15 protein-coding genes are annotated in these 14,523 nt (G+C 64.5%); 7 read left to right on the forward strand and 8 right to left on the reverse strand.

Going from position 1 to position 14,523, the window contains the following annotated elements; all coding sequences use genetic code 11:
- Window positions 1–387: 387 nt before the first annotated feature.
- Window positions 388–1,281 (reverse strand): energy transducer TonB, encoded by an 894-nt coding sequence (locus tag GR158_RS03185; RefSeq protein ID WP_160869911.1) that lies wholly within the window; start codon window positions 1,279–1,281, stop codon window positions 388–390.
- Window positions 1,282–1,353: 72 nt separating this feature from the next.
- The gene (locus tag GR158_RS03190) at window positions 1,354–1,785 is read right to left on the reverse strand and encodes a hypothetical protein (protein WP_134652391.1); all 432 of its coding nucleotides are present in this window, start codon (window positions 1,783–1,785) and stop codon (window positions 1,354–1,356) included.
- Window positions 1,786–2,019: 234 nt separating this feature from the next.
- Here GR158_RS03190 and GR158_RS03195 point away from each other — a divergent pair, with 234 nt between their 5' ends.
- The 6 genes from GR158_RS03195 (at window position 2,020) to GR158_RS03220 (ending at window position 6,969) form a co-directional block, all read left to right on the forward strand.
- Complete coding sequence (locus GR158_RS03195; protein WP_160869913.1) at window positions 2,020–3,066, forward strand: hemin-degrading factor; 1,047 nt, start codon at window positions 2,020–2,022, stop codon at window positions 3,064–3,066.
- A 39-nt stretch (window positions 3,067–3,105) separates the two neighbouring features.
- Complete coding sequence (locus GR158_RS03200; RefSeq protein ID WP_160869915.1) at window positions 3,106–4,056, forward strand: hemin ABC transporter substrate-binding protein; 951 nt, start codon at window positions 3,106–3,108, stop codon at window positions 4,054–4,056.
- Entirely contained in the window at window positions 4,043–5,161 is a 1,119-nt protein-coding gene (locus GR158_RS03205; RefSeq protein WP_134652385.1) for an iron ABC transporter permease, read from the forward strand. Before GR158_RS03200 ends, GR158_RS03205 begins: the two co-directional genes overlap by 14 nt.
- 5 nt (window positions 5,162–5,166) lie before the next feature.
- Window positions 5,167–5,955: a heme ABC transporter ATP-binding protein gene (locus GR158_RS03210; protein WP_160869917.1), complete on the forward strand. Its 789-nt coding sequence runs from the start codon at window positions 5,167–5,169 to the stop codon at window positions 5,953–5,955.
- Between the two features lie 115 nt (window positions 5,956–6,070).
- A complete protein-coding gene (locus GR158_RS03215) occupies window positions 6,071–6,469 on the forward strand; it encodes a DUF883 family protein (RefSeq protein WP_160869919.1) in 399 nt (132 codons plus the stop codon).
- Between the two features lie 68 nt (window positions 6,470–6,537).
- Window positions 6,538–6,969 carry a hypothetical protein gene (locus tag GR158_RS03220; protein WP_160869921.1) on the forward strand — a complete coding sequence of 144 codons (432 nt, stop codon included), beginning with the start codon at window positions 6,538–6,540 and terminating at the stop codon, window positions 6,967–6,969.
- Window positions 6,970–6,997: 28 nt separating this feature from the next.
- Here GR158_RS03220 and GR158_RS03225 read toward each other — a convergent pair whose 3' ends face one another.
- From GR158_RS03225 to GR158_RS03235, 3 genes are all read right to left on the reverse strand, one after another.
- Window positions 6,998–8,500 (reverse strand): sensor histidine kinase, encoded by a 1,503-nt coding sequence (locus GR158_RS03225; RefSeq protein WP_160869923.1) that lies wholly within the window; start codon window positions 8,498–8,500, stop codon window positions 6,998–7,000.
- Window positions 8,501–8,617: 117 nt separating this feature from the next.
- The gene (locus tag GR158_RS03230) at window positions 8,618–9,169 is read right to left on the reverse strand and encodes an RNA polymerase sigma factor (protein ID WP_160869925.1); all 552 of its coding nucleotides are present in this window, start codon (window positions 9,167–9,169) and stop codon (window positions 8,618–8,620) included.
- Between the two features lie 10 nt (window positions 9,170–9,179).
- A complete protein-coding gene (locus GR158_RS03235) occupies window positions 9,180–9,359 on the reverse strand; it encodes a NepR family anti-sigma factor (RefSeq protein WP_202402124.1) in 180 nt (59 codons plus the stop codon).
- Between the two features lie 166 nt (window positions 9,360–9,525).
- Between GR158_RS03235 and GR158_RS03240 the strand changes: the two genes are divergently transcribed.
- Window positions 9,526–10,320, forward strand: coding sequence for a response regulator (locus tag GR158_RS03240; RefSeq protein WP_134652371.1), 795 nt, complete (start codon window positions 9,526–9,528; stop codon window positions 10,318–10,320).
- Between the two features lie 275 nt (window positions 10,321–10,595).
- On the opposite strand, the gene GR158_RS03245 is transcribed toward GR158_RS03240, so the two are convergent.
- The 3 genes from GR158_RS03245 to GR158_RS03255 form a co-directional block, all read right to left on the reverse strand.
- Window positions 10,596–12,179, reverse strand: coding sequence for an FGGY-family carbohydrate kinase (locus GR158_RS03245; protein ID WP_160869927.1), 1,584 nt, complete (start codon window positions 12,177–12,179; stop codon window positions 10,596–10,598).
- Window positions 12,179–12,871, reverse strand: a complete 693-nt coding sequence (locus GR158_RS03250) for an HAD family phosphatase (protein ID WP_134652367.1) — start codon at window positions 12,869–12,871, stop codon at window positions 12,179–12,181. Before GR158_RS03250 ends, GR158_RS03245 begins: the two co-directional genes overlap by 1 nt.
- 78 nt (window positions 12,872–12,949) lie before the next feature.
- Window positions 12,950–14,434 (reverse strand): mannitol dehydrogenase family protein, encoded by a 1,485-nt coding sequence (locus tag GR158_RS03255; RefSeq protein WP_160869929.1) that lies wholly within the window; start codon window positions 14,432–14,434, stop codon window positions 12,950–12,952.
- Window positions 14,435–14,523 lie beyond the last annotated feature (89 nt).

Genomic DNA, 14,523 nt, shown 5'->3' on the forward strand with positions numbered 1-14,523 from the left:
TCCTCTCCGCTTCACCCGTCCTGCGCTTGATGGTGGTCACTTCCACGCTATGCGGCGCCTTCACCTCGGCCTGCACCGTGGCATCCACCACTGCCGGGGCAACCGCGTCCCCTGCTGCCGCCATCTGCTTCCTGAGCGCGGCCAGCTGGCGTTCCAGGTCGGCGATACGCCGGTCACGCTCGGCAATCTTCGCCTTCAGGATCGATTCCATACGCCCCGCAGTCATTCCGTTCATGCAACATCCCCTTTGGTACTCTGCCGCTGCAGAGCCTCAGTCGGACGCAACCTACAAAACTTGATTTTCATAGTAAAGTATAAACATGACCATAAAACTCATATTTTATGGCAAAAGAATCCCGCCTGTCGCAGGACGGCGGAATAACAGCGTCAGTTGAAGACGATCGGGACCGTAAACGCCCAGGACGAACGCCCGGCCGCCTCGGGAATCTTCGCGAAGGGAGCAGCACGCATCACGGCCTCCACGGCCGCATTGTCCAGCGCGCCGCTGCCGGAACTGCGCGCAACCCTGACGCCGCTCGCCTGACCGCCGGCCCCCACGGTGAAGCTCACCACGACGCTGCCGCGATCGCCGCCCGACACGCGTCGCTTGGCGCGGTTGATCTTGCTGCGCACCTTGCCGGGGTAGTTGCTGACGGCGGCGTTGCCGGCCATCGACGAGTTGCCCTTCTTCTGGCCGCCGACAGCGCCCGCCGTCACATCGGCGGAACCATCCACCTCGCCGCGGGTCGCATTTTCCCGGGCCTTGCCGTCCTCGCCGGCCTTGCGCACGACCTTCTGCTTGGGCTTCTTGCGCTCCACCTTCTTGGCCGGCTTTTCCTTCTTAACCTCGGGAACCGGCTTGATCTCGCGCTCGGGCTCGATTTCCGGCTTGATCTCCGGAATCGGCACGGCCGCGATCTCGACCTCCGCTGAGGGAACGATCATTTCCTCGACCGGCTGGGAAACGATCGGCTCGACGGGCGCGATCTCGCTTGTCTCGGGCGTGACTTCCGTCGGCTGGATTTCGGCCACTTCCTGCGGCTCGGGCTCCGTGACCTCGGGCTGGATGGTCTCGGGCGTGATCGTGTCGTCGGGCTTGCCCGATTCGACCGCCTCGAATGCGCCATTGCCGAGCATCGCCACCTCGGCGACGACGCCGCCGGCAACCAGCGCCTCTTCCTCCGGCGGTTGCGGCGCCATAGTGAGGATTGCAGCCGCGCCCGCGTGAGCAAGCAGGGAAAGAATGCCCGCACCGCCCCAGAGCCACTTGCTTCCAGCCATCACGTCACCCGTATTTCCGTTTCACGCATCGCGACGCGTCATGCACCGCGCACTCGCCTCAATACCTTCGGTTCAACCGTCGAGACCGGCAGGCGCCTTGCTGCGCGTGACAATGCCATCCATGCAGCGGCCCTTATCAAGCCCTTCGCCCTCGCAGACCGGGGCGTCGTTGACCAGCAGGTTCTTCACCGTCTCGCATTTGATGCCCGGCACGTCGAACTGGCGCACCTTGGACTTGCCGGCCGGCAGGTCACGGAAGTCGAGCAGCGCAAGGCGCTCCACCGTGCCCTTGTCGTTGAAGATCACGAATTCGAACGACACCTTCGAAACGTTCTGTGCAAATCCGTTGCCGGCGACGAAGGTGAAGAGGCAGCCCTTCTGCGATGCGGCCAGCGCGTTCAGCTCGATATCCAGCCCCTTGGCTGTTGCGGCCTCCTGGGCTGCGGCACCGGTGACGGCGGCAGCGGACAGCATCGCGGAAATCAGAAGGGTGCGTCGGATCATGGGTCTCGCCTGCTTCCTTGTCGGCCGGCTCGCGCGGCCATCGCCATTTCAACCAGCCCGAACAATTAACATGACTTCTTGAGACTGGTATTGCGTCAATAGATAAATATGAGTAAGCAAGTCAAGATAGTAAACACCAGAATTCCTGTCAAACCCCTGCTGCACCGAGAAAAATCCCGGGAAAAAAGCAGGCCCAAAAAATTGCAACACACATATCGACGAAGGCCGCGCCCAATGACCGATACGACCCGACCGACCCCTGCTGAAATCCGCGCCTTCCGCGCCGAAAATCCCAAGATGCGCGAGCGCGACATCGCCGCCCAGCTCGGCATTTCGGAAGCGGCGCTCGTGGCGGCGGAAGTCGGGCTGACGGCCGTGCGCATCGATGGTGACGCCAACCGCTTCCTGGAGCGTTCCGAAGCGCTGGGCGAGGTCATGGCGCTGACCCGCAACGAGAGCGTGGTGCACGAAAAGATCGGCGTCTTCGAGAAGATCAACACCGGCAAGCATGCCTCCATCGTGCTCGGCGAGAACATCGACCTGCGCATCTTCCCCGGCACCTGGGCGCACGGCTTCGCCGTGACGAAGACCGACGGCGACCAGGTTCGCCGCAGCCTCCAGTTCTTCGACAAGGCCGGCGATGCGGTCCACAAGGTTCACCTGCGTCCGGCTTCCAACCTCGATGCCTATGAGGCGATCGTCGCCGACTTCCGCCTGGAAGACCAGTCGCAGGAATTCGTCGAGGTCATCTCGGAGAAGACCGTCGAGACCGGCCCGGTCGACGTGGAGGCCCTGCGCGAAAACTGGAGCGCGATGACGGATACGCACCAGTTCTTCGGCATGTTGCGCAAGCTCAAGATCGCCCGTCAGGATGCCGTCCGCAGCGTCGGTGAAGACTTCGCCCATGAAGTGCGCGCCGATGCCGTGAGCGCCCTGTTGCATGCCTCCGCCGAACGGGGCGCCGATATCATGTGCTTCGTCGGCAACCATGGCACGATCCAGATCCACACCGGCCCCGTCCACAACATCCAGCCGATGGGCCCTTGGATCAACGTCATGGATCCGACCTTCCACATGCACCTGCGCACCGATCACGTCGCCGAATGCTGGGTCGTGCGCAAGCCGACCAGCGACGGCCATGTCACGTCGCTCGAGGCCTACGATGCCAGCGGCGAAATGATCGTGCAGTTCTTCGGCAAGCGAAAGGAAGGCATGACGGAGCGCGCCGACTGGCGCGAGATTCTCGAAAGCCTGCCGCGCCCCGACAGCGCCGCCGCCTGAGGACCTTTCGCCGCAGGATCACCACCCGAGGATAAGACCATGAGCAAGAGCTTCGACTTCCGCCGCGCCCGCCCCTGGGAAGTGGCCCTGACCGTCTTCGCGCTGTCCGCCCCGCTGCTTCTGCCCTTGTCGACGGCGGGCTCGCAAGGCTTCGTCCGCCAGGCGGTCGCCCAGGAGATGCAGCAGGTCGACACCTCCAAGGTGGTGGTGATCGGCGGTGCGCTCACCGAGATCGTCTATGCGCTGGGCGAAGAAGGCCGCCTCGTGGCGCGCGATTCCACCAGCATGTATCCCAGGGAAGCCATGAAGCTGCCCGATGTCGGCTATATGCGCGCGCTTTCGCCCGAAGGCGTGATGGCCGTCAACCCGACCGCCATCCTCGCTATCGAAGGCAGCGGCCCCGCCGATGCGCTGGCGGTGCTGAAGAGCAGCGGCATTCCCTTCGAAACGGTTCCGGAAGGCTTCGACCGTGCGGCCATCCTGAAGAAGATCGATATCGTCGGCACCTTCCTCGGCGTGCCGGAAAAGGCGAAGGCGCTGGAAGAAAAGGTCGGCGCCGATCTGGATGCCGCCATCGCCGAAGCCGCCAAGCGGCCGGAAAGCGAGCGCAAGCGCGTCCTCTTCGTCCTGAGCTTCCAGAACGGCAAGGTCATGGCGGCCGGCGGCCACACGGCAGCGGACGGCATCATCGGCCTGTCGGGCGGCATCAATGCAACGGACGGCGCTTTCGAAGGCTACAAGCCGCTGACCGACGAGGCCGTCGTCAACGCCAAGCCGGATGTCATCATGCTGATGGATCGTCCGGGCCACGGATCGAGCGACGAGGAGGTCCTGAAGCATCCGGCGATCTCGCTGACGCCGGCCGCCGCGAACAAGGCGATCCTGCGCATGGACGGTTTGCACCTGCTCGGCTTCGGTCCGCGCACCGCTTCCGCCATCCGCGACCTCAACAAAGCACTGTACGGCAAGACCGGCAATGTCTCTCAATGATGCCTTGCGCAATTCTGCGCACGGTTCCCGCCTGATGCGCACCGCGCGGCCCCGCGCCGAAGGCGACAGGAGCGCGGTCGCCCGCCTGACGCTGGTCGTCCTCGTCGGGCTGTCCCTGATCGCGCTCGCGCTCTCCATCGCGACGGGCGCGTCCGATGCATCCGCGCTGCGCGTCATCGGCGCGCTGCTCGGCGGCACCGAGGATACCGTTCTCAGCATGCGCGACCGCATCATCGTGCTCGATATCCGCATGCCGCGCGCGCTGCTCGGCTTCCTGATCGGTGCGGCGCTCGCCATGTCCGGCGCCGTCATGCAGGGGCTCTTCCGCAACCCGCTCGCCGATCCCGGCCTGGTCGGCATATCCTCCGGTTCCGCCCTGGGCGCGGTCCTGATGATCGTGCTCGGCGCCAGCGTGCCCGCCGGCCTCATGGCCTCGCTCGGCGCCTTCACCTTGCCGGCGGCTGCCTTTGTCGGCGGTCTCCTGACCACGCTGTTGCTCTACCGCATCGCCACGCGCGGCGGCCAGACGTCGGTCGCCACGATGCTGCTCGCCGGCATCGCCATTTCCGCGCTGGCCGGCGCCGTCACCGGCATCCTCATCTACATGGCCGATGACAAGCAGCTGCGCGACATCACCTTCTGGGGCCTGGGCTCGCTTTCCGGCATGACCTGGACGAAGGTCGCCGCCGCGGCGCCGATCATCCTGCTCGCCCTCGTCGTCGTGCCCTTCCTGTCACGCGGGCTCAACGCCATCACGCTCGGCGAGGCCGCCGCCTTCCACATGGGTGTGAAGGTCCAGCGGCTTAAATACACCGCCATCGTCGCCGTTGCCGGCGCGGTCGGCGCCTCGGTCGCCGTCAGCGGCGGCATCGGTTTCGTCGGCATCGTGGTGCCGCATCTGCTGCGCCTCGTCATCGGCCCCGACCACCGCTATCTCCTGCCGGCGTCAGCCCTGCTGGGCGGTGTCCTGCTGCTCGGCGCCGATATGCTGGCGCGCACCATCGTCGCGCCGGCCGAAGTGCCGATCGGCATCATCACCGCGCTCGCCGGCGCACCCTTCTTCCTCTGGGTGCTGCTGCGCCATCGCGGACGCAACGGCTGGTAGGATACATGATCGACGCCAGAAACCTGACGGTCAGCCTCTCCGGCAAGACCATCGTGCACAGCGTTTCGCTGACGGCGAAAGCCGGCGAGATCACCGCGATCGTCGGCCCCAACGGCTCCGGCAAGACGACCACCATGAAAGCCATTGCTGGTGAACTGCCCAGCAAGGGCGAGATCACCCTGAACGGCCACGATATCCGCGTGCTCGAGCCGTGGCAGCTTGCCGTCAAGCGCGCCGTGCTGCCGCAGGCCGCAGCCATCGCCTTCCCCTTCACGGTGCGGGAGATCGTGCGTCTCGGCCTCACCGTCGGTCCCAACCGCCATGCCGAGCGCATCGACGCCATCACGTCCGAAGCGCTCGCCGCGGTCGATCTCGGCGGTTTTGCCGGCCGCTTCTACCAGGAGCTTTCCGGCGGCGAACAGCAGCGCGTGCAGCTGGCCCGCGTGCTCTCGCAGATCTGGGAGCCGGTGCTCGACGGGGAGCCCTGTTTCCTCATGCTCGACGAGCCCGTTTCGGCGCTCGATATCCGCCACCAGCTCACCATCATGCAGCTGGCCAGGCGCTATTGCGAGGGCGGCGGCGGCGTGATCGCGGTCATGCACGACCTCAACCTGACGGCGATGTTCGCCGATCACATGGTGATGATGAAGAACGGCAGCGTCGCCCATGCCGGCCGCCCCGCCGACGTCATGACGGACGATGCCATGGAAGCGGTTTTCGGCTGCCGCATGCGCATCAACGGCGTGCCCGGTCCGGGCGTGCCTTTTGTCCTTCCGCACACCGCCTCGTACTGATTTCTCGGAACCTTTTTGCGCCTGCCACGTTAAGTTGCCGGAAAACCGTTCCGCCAAGGGGGTGGAGCGCGTATCGCACGCGCCTGACGCAGGCGTCCGGAAAAGGAGAAACGGTATGGCCAACGGAATGTTTTCATCGCGCAAGAAGAGCATCCGCGAAGATCTGAACGATAAGGCAAGCGCCGTCGAAGACCAGATTGCCGAACTGCGCGAAGAGCTCGCCGCGCTGGCCCGCAGCATGGCCGACGATGCCGCAAGCGGCGCGAGCAGCATTCGCAAAAAGGCGCGCGCCGCCAAGGCGGATGCGCGCGATACCGTTCGCGGCCTGAAGAACCGCGCAGACACCGATATCCGCGACATGATCGCCGCCGGCGAGGATATTCTGGCGGAATTCCAGTCCCGCTACCAGGATTCCGGCCGCAAGGCACGCGAAGCCGTTCGCGAGCATCCGCTGGCGACCCTCGGCATCGCTGCTGCCGCCGGCTTCCTGCTGGCCGGCCTGCTGCGCCGCTGATCGAACACGTCTTTCAACGGGGAGGCCGCGCGGCTTCCCCGCCTTGTTAGTTTGCGGAGCGCAAAAGCATGCTGTCACTGGGGGCCGTTCTCGTCCAAAATCTCGTCAGCCGTGTTACCGACCGGGTCGACGAGACCATGGACATCGCCAAGCGAAGTGCAATCGCCGGCCTTGTGATCGGGCTGCTTCTGCTGACTGCCTATGTCCTGACGATCGTCGGCGCAGCCATCCTGCTTGCGCGGCACTATGGCGCCGGCCCTGCCCTGTTCGGACTGGCGGGCGGCTTTCTCGTCCTGGCGCTGATCATTCTCGGCATCGTCGCCGCCCGCAACAAGCGCGAGCGGGAACTGCGCCGCCTGCGCCGGCAACAGCTCGCCGCACGCCGTGACCTCATGGCGGCTGCCGCCACCATGGCGACACGCAAACCCTTCGCCGCGACGGCCATCGCACTCGCGCTCGGTTTCATGCTCGCTCCGAAATCCCGCCGCGACGACGACTGAGCATTGCATTTCCAAAAAAGCGTGAGGTTTAAAGCGGCAGTCGTATGACTGCCGTTACGCCTTGCGGCAGATATTCCACATGAACGCTGCTGCCGAGGATCTTGTCGAGGCTGCGCTCGATGAGCACGGAGCCGAAGCCGCGACGAGACGCGGAAGCGACCGGCGGGCCGCCCATCTCATGCCAGGTCATGTTGAGCACGCCCTGCCCTTCCTCGGCAACGACGCGTGCGGTGATGACCACCTTGCCCGACGGAACCGAGAAGGCGCCGTATTTGCGCGCATTGGTCGCCAGTTCATGCAGCACAAGACCGAGGCCGACGGCCTGGTCTGGCCCGAGCTGCACCTCGTCCTTGTGGATTTCCACCTGCTGGTCGAAATCGATGGCATAGGGCGCGATCTGCTTTTCGAGTAGCATTTTCAGCCGGATGACGCCCCACTCATGATCGCTGAGCAGCCCGTGCGCCTCTGAGAGCGATTGCAGGCGCCCGGCAAACGCGTCCATGAAGGCCGCCGGATCGCTCGTCTGGCGCAGCGTTTGCCGCGCGAGCGATTGCAGCATGGCCAGCGTATTCTTCACGCGATGATTCAATTCACGCAGCAGAAGGCGCGTGCGATCCGTTGCGATCTGCGCATCGGTCACATCCACGTTGATGCCAAGGAAAACCGTCGGTTTGCCGTTCGCATCGCGCTCATGCACCCGCCCGCGCCCAAGCAGCCACCGACCGGACTTGGCGGTGCGAAAGAGACCGTCATATTCCTTACCGGAGGCCAGAGCGCGGCGCAGCCGCCCGATGGCAAGCTTGCGGTCGGCGCCGTGGACGGTCATGAAGAACTTGCGCGCACTGAGCGGGCGCGCAGGCTGCACGCCGAACATGCGATAGAACGTGTCGTTGCCCGAGATGAGCCCTGTCGAAATATCCCAGAGCCAGCTTGCGACATTGGCCGCATCCAGCGCCAGCGCATGGCGCTTCTCATCGCGCGAAATGGCCTCCGCCGCGAGCGTGCGGCGGCGGGTCTCTTCCTTGAGCTTGATCAGCGATGCCGCGAGCGAAGCAAGCTGCTCCAGCCGCTGTAACAGATCCGCAGGCCAATCAGGGCGGGCAGCCACATCACCGACGAAAACGGAGCCGACCGGCCGGCCGTCGATCATGATCGGCGCACCCGCGTAGGACAAGAGATCGGGGGCACCGCCAAGGGTCTCGATATCGGAGAAGCGGGGGTCAGCGCCGGCATCCGGCACCAGCAGCGCATCACCGCCGTGGGCCATGAGAGAGGCGTTGAAGCTCCGCTTCAAAGGCGCCCGTATCTCCGACGTGCCGAGCCGCGCCAGAAAACACTGGTCCTGATCAGCAAACAGGCTGACGACCGAAACCGGGGCGGAAACGAACCCTGCTGCAAGTGTGACGATGCCGTCGAAATCGGCGTCGGGGCCGAAGAATTCCGGCGTCGCATTGCCGAGCGCCGGCAAGCGGTCTGGAACGTCCAGAACCGCGGCGTCAGCGATAGGCAATGCTTGAACTGTGTTCTTCATACACCTTCTCGTCAGGCAATCGCGTCTCGCGCCGAGCGCACCCGAAGGCCCGGCACAGCCGCGTTTCGCCTACCCCTCTACCTTCCCCGTCATCGTGACGGCACCCCCCTCACCATCTCACGATGCAAAGGCGCGCGACGTGATCGGCGCCGACACGGCATCGGGACCGTAGTCGCTCTCTCCGCTCACCTGAAGGAGCTCCTGCAGGCGCTGCCGGGCACGATTGACGCGGCTCTTGATGGTACCGAGCGCACAACCGCAAATCTCGGCCGCCTCTTCGTAGGAGAACCCGGACGCGCCGACAAGGATAATCGCTTCGCGCTGCTCATCCGGCAGCTTTTCCAGCGCTTTCTTGAAGTCCTGCATGTCCAGGGAGCCGTACTGCGAGGGATGCTGGGCCATATTCTCCGTGAAGATTCCGTCGGAATCCTGCACCTCGCGGCCGCGCTTGCGCATCTTGCTATAAAGTTCGTTGCGCAGGATCGTGAAGAGCCAGGCCTTCATGTTCGTGCCCATCTCGAACTGTTCCTGTTTCGCCCAGGCTTTCATGATCGTGTCCTGGACGAGGTCGTCGGCCTGGTCGTGCCGGCCGATCAGGGAGATCGCAAAGGCGCGCAGGCTGGGAAGAACTGCCAGCAGTTCCCGCTTGAACGTGGTCGGTTGCTCCATATGCGTGCCCTCACTCGACCCGCTGGGCGCTGTTTTCAACAGCGTCGAGCTTTTCGAGGAGATCCAGAAACTTCTGTGGAAGCGTCTCCTCCTGCACCGAATGATAGAATGCACGCAATTTCACCGCGATCTGCGCATTGGCGCCATTCACCTTCGCGGGAGGCTGTCTCGTTTCTTTTTTCTTTTCCAAGCTATTCACTCACGGCCCACTTTCGTTGTCCCAGGCGCCCGTCAGGCGTATTTGGCTTGGAAATGCCCGGCATTGAAAAAAGTTCCATGGTTCGGAACCTAATTTCGGCGAGCGCGTTCATGCCGTCAACTGCGATTGTCGCAATTCCAAGAACAGGGGATAAATCATGCCGATTTCCGACCGCATCGGGCCACACCTGCCGGCGCTGCGCCGTTATGCGCGCGCGCTCACCGGAACCCAGTCCTCCGGCGATGCCTATGTGGCCGCAATGCTGGAGACGATCCTCATCGATCCCTCCACCATGGCGGAGAGCGGCGATGACAAGAAACGCCTCTTCTGCCTTCTCAGCCGCATCATTTCCTCGCTGCCGGTCTCGATCAGCCGCGGCAGGGATGCACCGCTGCCGGGCGTCGCAAACCCCTTCGACCTCTCCACCGTTCCGCCGCTCGCGCGCCAGGCCTTGCTTCTTGCGACCGTCGAGGGCTTCCCCGTCGAAGTCACCGCCGAAATCCTCGATCAGGAAATCGAAACCGTCAGGCGCCTGCTCGACGCAACCTTCGCCGATATCGCGGCACAAGCCGAGACCGGCATCATGATCATCGAGGACGAGCCCCTCATCGCGCTCGATCTCGCGCATATGGTCAGCGGCATGGGCCACCGCGTCGCCGGCATCGCCCGGACGCAGAACGAAGCCGAGGCGCTGTGGCGCGACAGCCAGCCGGGCCTCGTGCTCGCCGACGTGCGGCTCGCCGATGGCTCCTCGGGCATCGATGCCGTGAACACCATCCTGTCGCGGGTGGACATTCCCGTCATCTTCATCACCGCCTATCCGGAACGCCTTCTCACGGGCGAGCGGCCGGAACCCGCCTTCCTCGTCTCCAAGCCGTTCGATCCCGAACAGGTGAAGGTGCTCATCAATCAGGCTCTCCTCTTCACGCCGCAGCCCCGCGTAGCAGCTTGATCCTGCTCCCGGACAAGCTGTAGCGGCGGCGCGGCTGGGCGGCGGTGGGATGGCACGCCCACCGCCGCTCTTTGTTCGGGAATTTTTGTCAAAAAAAACAGCCAGTGCCGTTGCGGCACTGGCTGCTTGACTGTCCACGAACCGGAGGGGGGACGGTCTCGTGGCCGTGAACCGGTCGAGGGCCTCGCATTTGGGGGATATGCGCAGACCGGTTACGAGGACAAGAACCCGCGGCCCGGGATTTGGTTCCGTCGTTTCGCAGATTTATTGAGAAATTATGCGTCGAGGCTTTCGAGCTCCGCCCGGTGCCGGTGGAGCGCCAGGAATCGCTTGTAATCGCTGTCATATCCGGCCTTGCGGGCGGGATCCGGCAGAAAGGCCGGGCCGCCCGGATACATGCCGGCGCCGGCTGCCGGTAGATCGGCATGCAGGCCACCTGCCACGGCCGCGACCATGGCGGTGCCGAGAAGCACGGCATCCTCGGTTTCCGGCACGACGACACGGCAGCCCGTGACGTCGCGATAGAGTTCCATCAGCAGCGGGTTGCGCACATGGCCGCCCGCGACATGCAGCGTATCGAACCGATAGCCCCGCTCGCTGAAGGTTTCCAGGATATGCCGGATGCCGAGCGCAATGCCGACACAGGTCCGCCAGTACAGCCGGCAAAGACCGTCGAAGGATGCGTCGAGCGTCAGGCCGCTAATGACGCCCAGCGCATGCGGATCAGCCAGCGGCGCGCGATTGCCGTGGAAATCCGGCAGCACATGCAGGCGCCCGGCGAGCGCGCCACCCCCGTCCTCAAGCATCTTGCGAATGCGGGTGACGATGCGGGCATGGTTGTAAGTGGACGGCTCGCCGCCGGCGCTGTGCGAACGCACGATATGGTCGAGCAGTGCCCCGGTGGCCGACTGTCCTGCCTCGACAAGCCACCACCCGGGCAGCAGCACTTCGTAATAAGGCCCCCATGTACCGTGGCCGAACTTCTTGTCCCGCGCAAAGGCTGCGATGCAGCTCGAGGTGCCCCCGATCAGCGCGAGCTGCGTTTCCATCGTTTCGGGTTGACCCGCGAAGGGACCGAGAAGGCCCAGCGTGCCGGCATAGGCATCGATGAGGCCGGTCGCCACGACGCAGCCGATATCGAGGCCGAGATCCGCCGCCGCCTGCGGCGTCAGCTGCCCGACGGCTTCGCCTGCGGGCAGGATATCGTGCGGCAGCAGGCCCCTGGGGTCCATGTCCTCCAGACCGATCGCCTGGAGAAAACTGTCGTTCCAAGGTTTCGCCTCATGGGAGAGATAGCACCACTTCGCCGTCATGGTGCAGCGCGAGCGGGCATTCGATCCCGTCGCGCGCCAGGTGATGAAGTCGGCGAGGTCGAAGAAATAGCCGGCCTGCGCCCATTGCGCCGGCTGGTGGCGCTTCAGCCACATCAGCTTGGGCATCTGCATTTCCGGCGACATCACGAAGCCCGAATGCGCCAGCACCGGATGCGCCGTTTCCGTGCAGATATCCGCCTCCTTGAGGGCACGGTGATCGAGCCAGACGATCGTGTCCCAGTTGTCATCCGCGTCGGAGACGGCAAGAGGCCGTCCCTGCGTGTCGCGCATGACAAGGGAGCAGGTGGCGTCCACGCCGAGCGCTGCGACCCGCGACGCAACCACGCCGCTAGCCGCCACCGCGCCCCTCACGGCGGCGCAGGTCGCCCTCCAGATGTCTTCGGAATCGTGTTCGGCGTAATCCGCAGCCGGCCGGCGCATCGCGATGGCATGGTCGGACCGGCCCAGCAAAGCACCGCTCCGGTCGAACACGCCCGCACGGGCGCTGCCGGTGCCGATGTCCACCGCAACGATCAGATCGCGCATCAATGCTCTTTCCCGTCGCCCTTTTCGTTGCCTACAAACTGTAACAATTCCCGCATGTCGTCAAACAGCGCGTCGGGTTCAAGGCGATAAAGAGCGTCGCGATGCTCCGGGGAGCGCGCATGCGAGCCGCCGGTGAAGGCCACAACCCGCATGCCGGCCGACTTGGCCGCCGTAATGCCGGCCGGACTGTCTTCCACCACGACGCAGCGCGCCGGCTCGACGCCCATCGCAGCACTCGCATGAAGGAAAAGATCAGGCGCCGGCTTGCCGCGCGAGACCATGGTGGCACTGAAGATGTTCGGTTCGAACCGGTCGATAAGGCCCGTCACGGCAAGCGAGAGGCGGATGCGCTCGGGCTGGCTGGACGAGGCCACGCAATGGGCGATGCCGAGCCTGTCGACCGTCTCGGCAATGCCGTCGATCGGCTGGAGTTCGGCACGGAAGCGCGCATAAAGCGCCGTGCGCATGGCTTCCAGAAAAGCCGCATCCACCGCAAGACCATATTCGTCATGCAGGATTTCCGACATGCTCTTGAGGCTGCGGCCGAGAAAGCGGGCATGCGCCTCCGCCTCGCTCATCACCACGCCGGCCGTCGCCAGCGCCTCGACGAGAACCGCAAGCGAGATCGGCTCGCTGTCGACAAGCACGCCGTCGCAATCGAAGATGACCAGTTCCGTCGGTTTGGCGGCCATGAGGTTCCGTTCCATGTTCAGAGCCCCCTCCTACTTCCTGCCAAATGCGATGAAAAGGCCCGGATGGGCCGCCATCCTTCAATTTGCGAGATTGCCTTCCAGATAGCGCTTCAGGGTCGCCCGCGTTCCATCGCGCTGGAGGGTTTGCAGCGCGTCTGCAAAACGTCGGCGGAAGAGATCGGAATCCGCCACCGACCCGAAAATCTCCTTCAATTCGAGGAACGCGGCCGGATTGTCCCTGGCGGCCAGGGCGGCCGCATGGATGCGGTCGATGTTGGGATCGTTGAAGCTGATCGCCTTGCCGCTGTCCGTCTTGCCGGCCAGATAATGGCACCACAGCGCCGAAACCAGTGCGAGACCGACGACATCCTCGCCGCGTGAAAGCCGGTCTGCGGTGGAGGGCAGGATGAATTTGGGCTGGCGGTTGGAGCCGTCCTGCGCAAGCCGCGGAATGGTGTCGCCGATCTTTGGGTTGGAGAAACGATGCTCGATGAGCGCGAAATAATCGTTGAGGTCGGTGTCCGGCACCGGCGGGATGACCGGAATGATCTCCTCGCGTTCCAGCTTGGCCAGGAAGGCGCGGATATCGGCATCCTCCATCGCCTCGTGCACGAAATGGATGTCGAGCAGCGCGGCGGGATAGGCGATGGCCGCATGGCCGCCATTGAGGATGCGGATCTTCATGTGCTCGTAGGGCGCGACGTCAGCCACGAACTGCACGCCCACCTCTTCCAGCGCCGGGCGTCCCTGAGGGAAATTGTCCTCCAGCACCCATTGCTTGAATTCCTCGCAGAAGACCGGCCAGGCATCCGCAATGCCGTATTCGTCCGCGACGATGCCGATCTCGCGCGGGCCGGTGGCCGGCGTGATACGGTCGACCATGCCGTTCGGGAAGGCGACGCTGGCATCGACCCAGTCGGCAAGATCGGGATCGGAAAGCCGCGCGAGGCCGGAGACAGCCGCATGCGTAACCTCGCCATTGCCGGGAATGTTGTCGCAGGACATCACCGTATAGGGCGCGATGCCCTTGTCCCTGCGGGCCTTCAGGCCGGCGAGGATGAGGCCGAACACGGTTTTCGGCGCGCCGGGATCGGCCGCGTCGGCGGCGATGGCCGGGTGGGTCGGATCGAAGACACCGGACGCCGGGTTGATGAAGTAGCCGCCCTCGGTGATCGTCAGCGACACGATGCGGATGGCCGGATCGGCAAGCGCCGCAATGGTGGCGGCGGCATTGCCGGGTGCGAGATAATCGATCATCGCGCCGGTTACGCGTGCGCCGGACCTGTTGTTGTCCTGCTCGACCACCGTCGTCAGGAAATCCTGCCCGGCCAGCTTGTCGCGCATGGCCGCATCGGACGGAAGGACGCCGGCGCCGACGATCGCCCAGTCATGATCGCGGCCGAGGTTGAAGAGATCGTCGAGATAGATCGCCTGATGCGCGCGGTGGAAATTGCCGACGCCGAAATGCACGATGCCGGCCTTGAGGCTGCCCCGGTCGTAGGACGGCACGCTGGCGGTGCCTGAGACATCCTTGAGGGTAGCGAGCGACAGTTTCGTGGTCATGGTCATTCCTTCCGGTTTGCTCCGGTCAACGCTTGTGCAGGTCCGCCGCGAAGCGGTTTTCGCTCTCCGGCAGGCGCCCCTATCGGATT

This window comes from Shinella sp. AETb1-6, assembly GCF_009826875.1.
Lineage (GTDB): Bacteria > Pseudomonadota > Alphaproteobacteria > Rhizobiales > Rhizobiaceae > Shinella > Shinella sumterensis.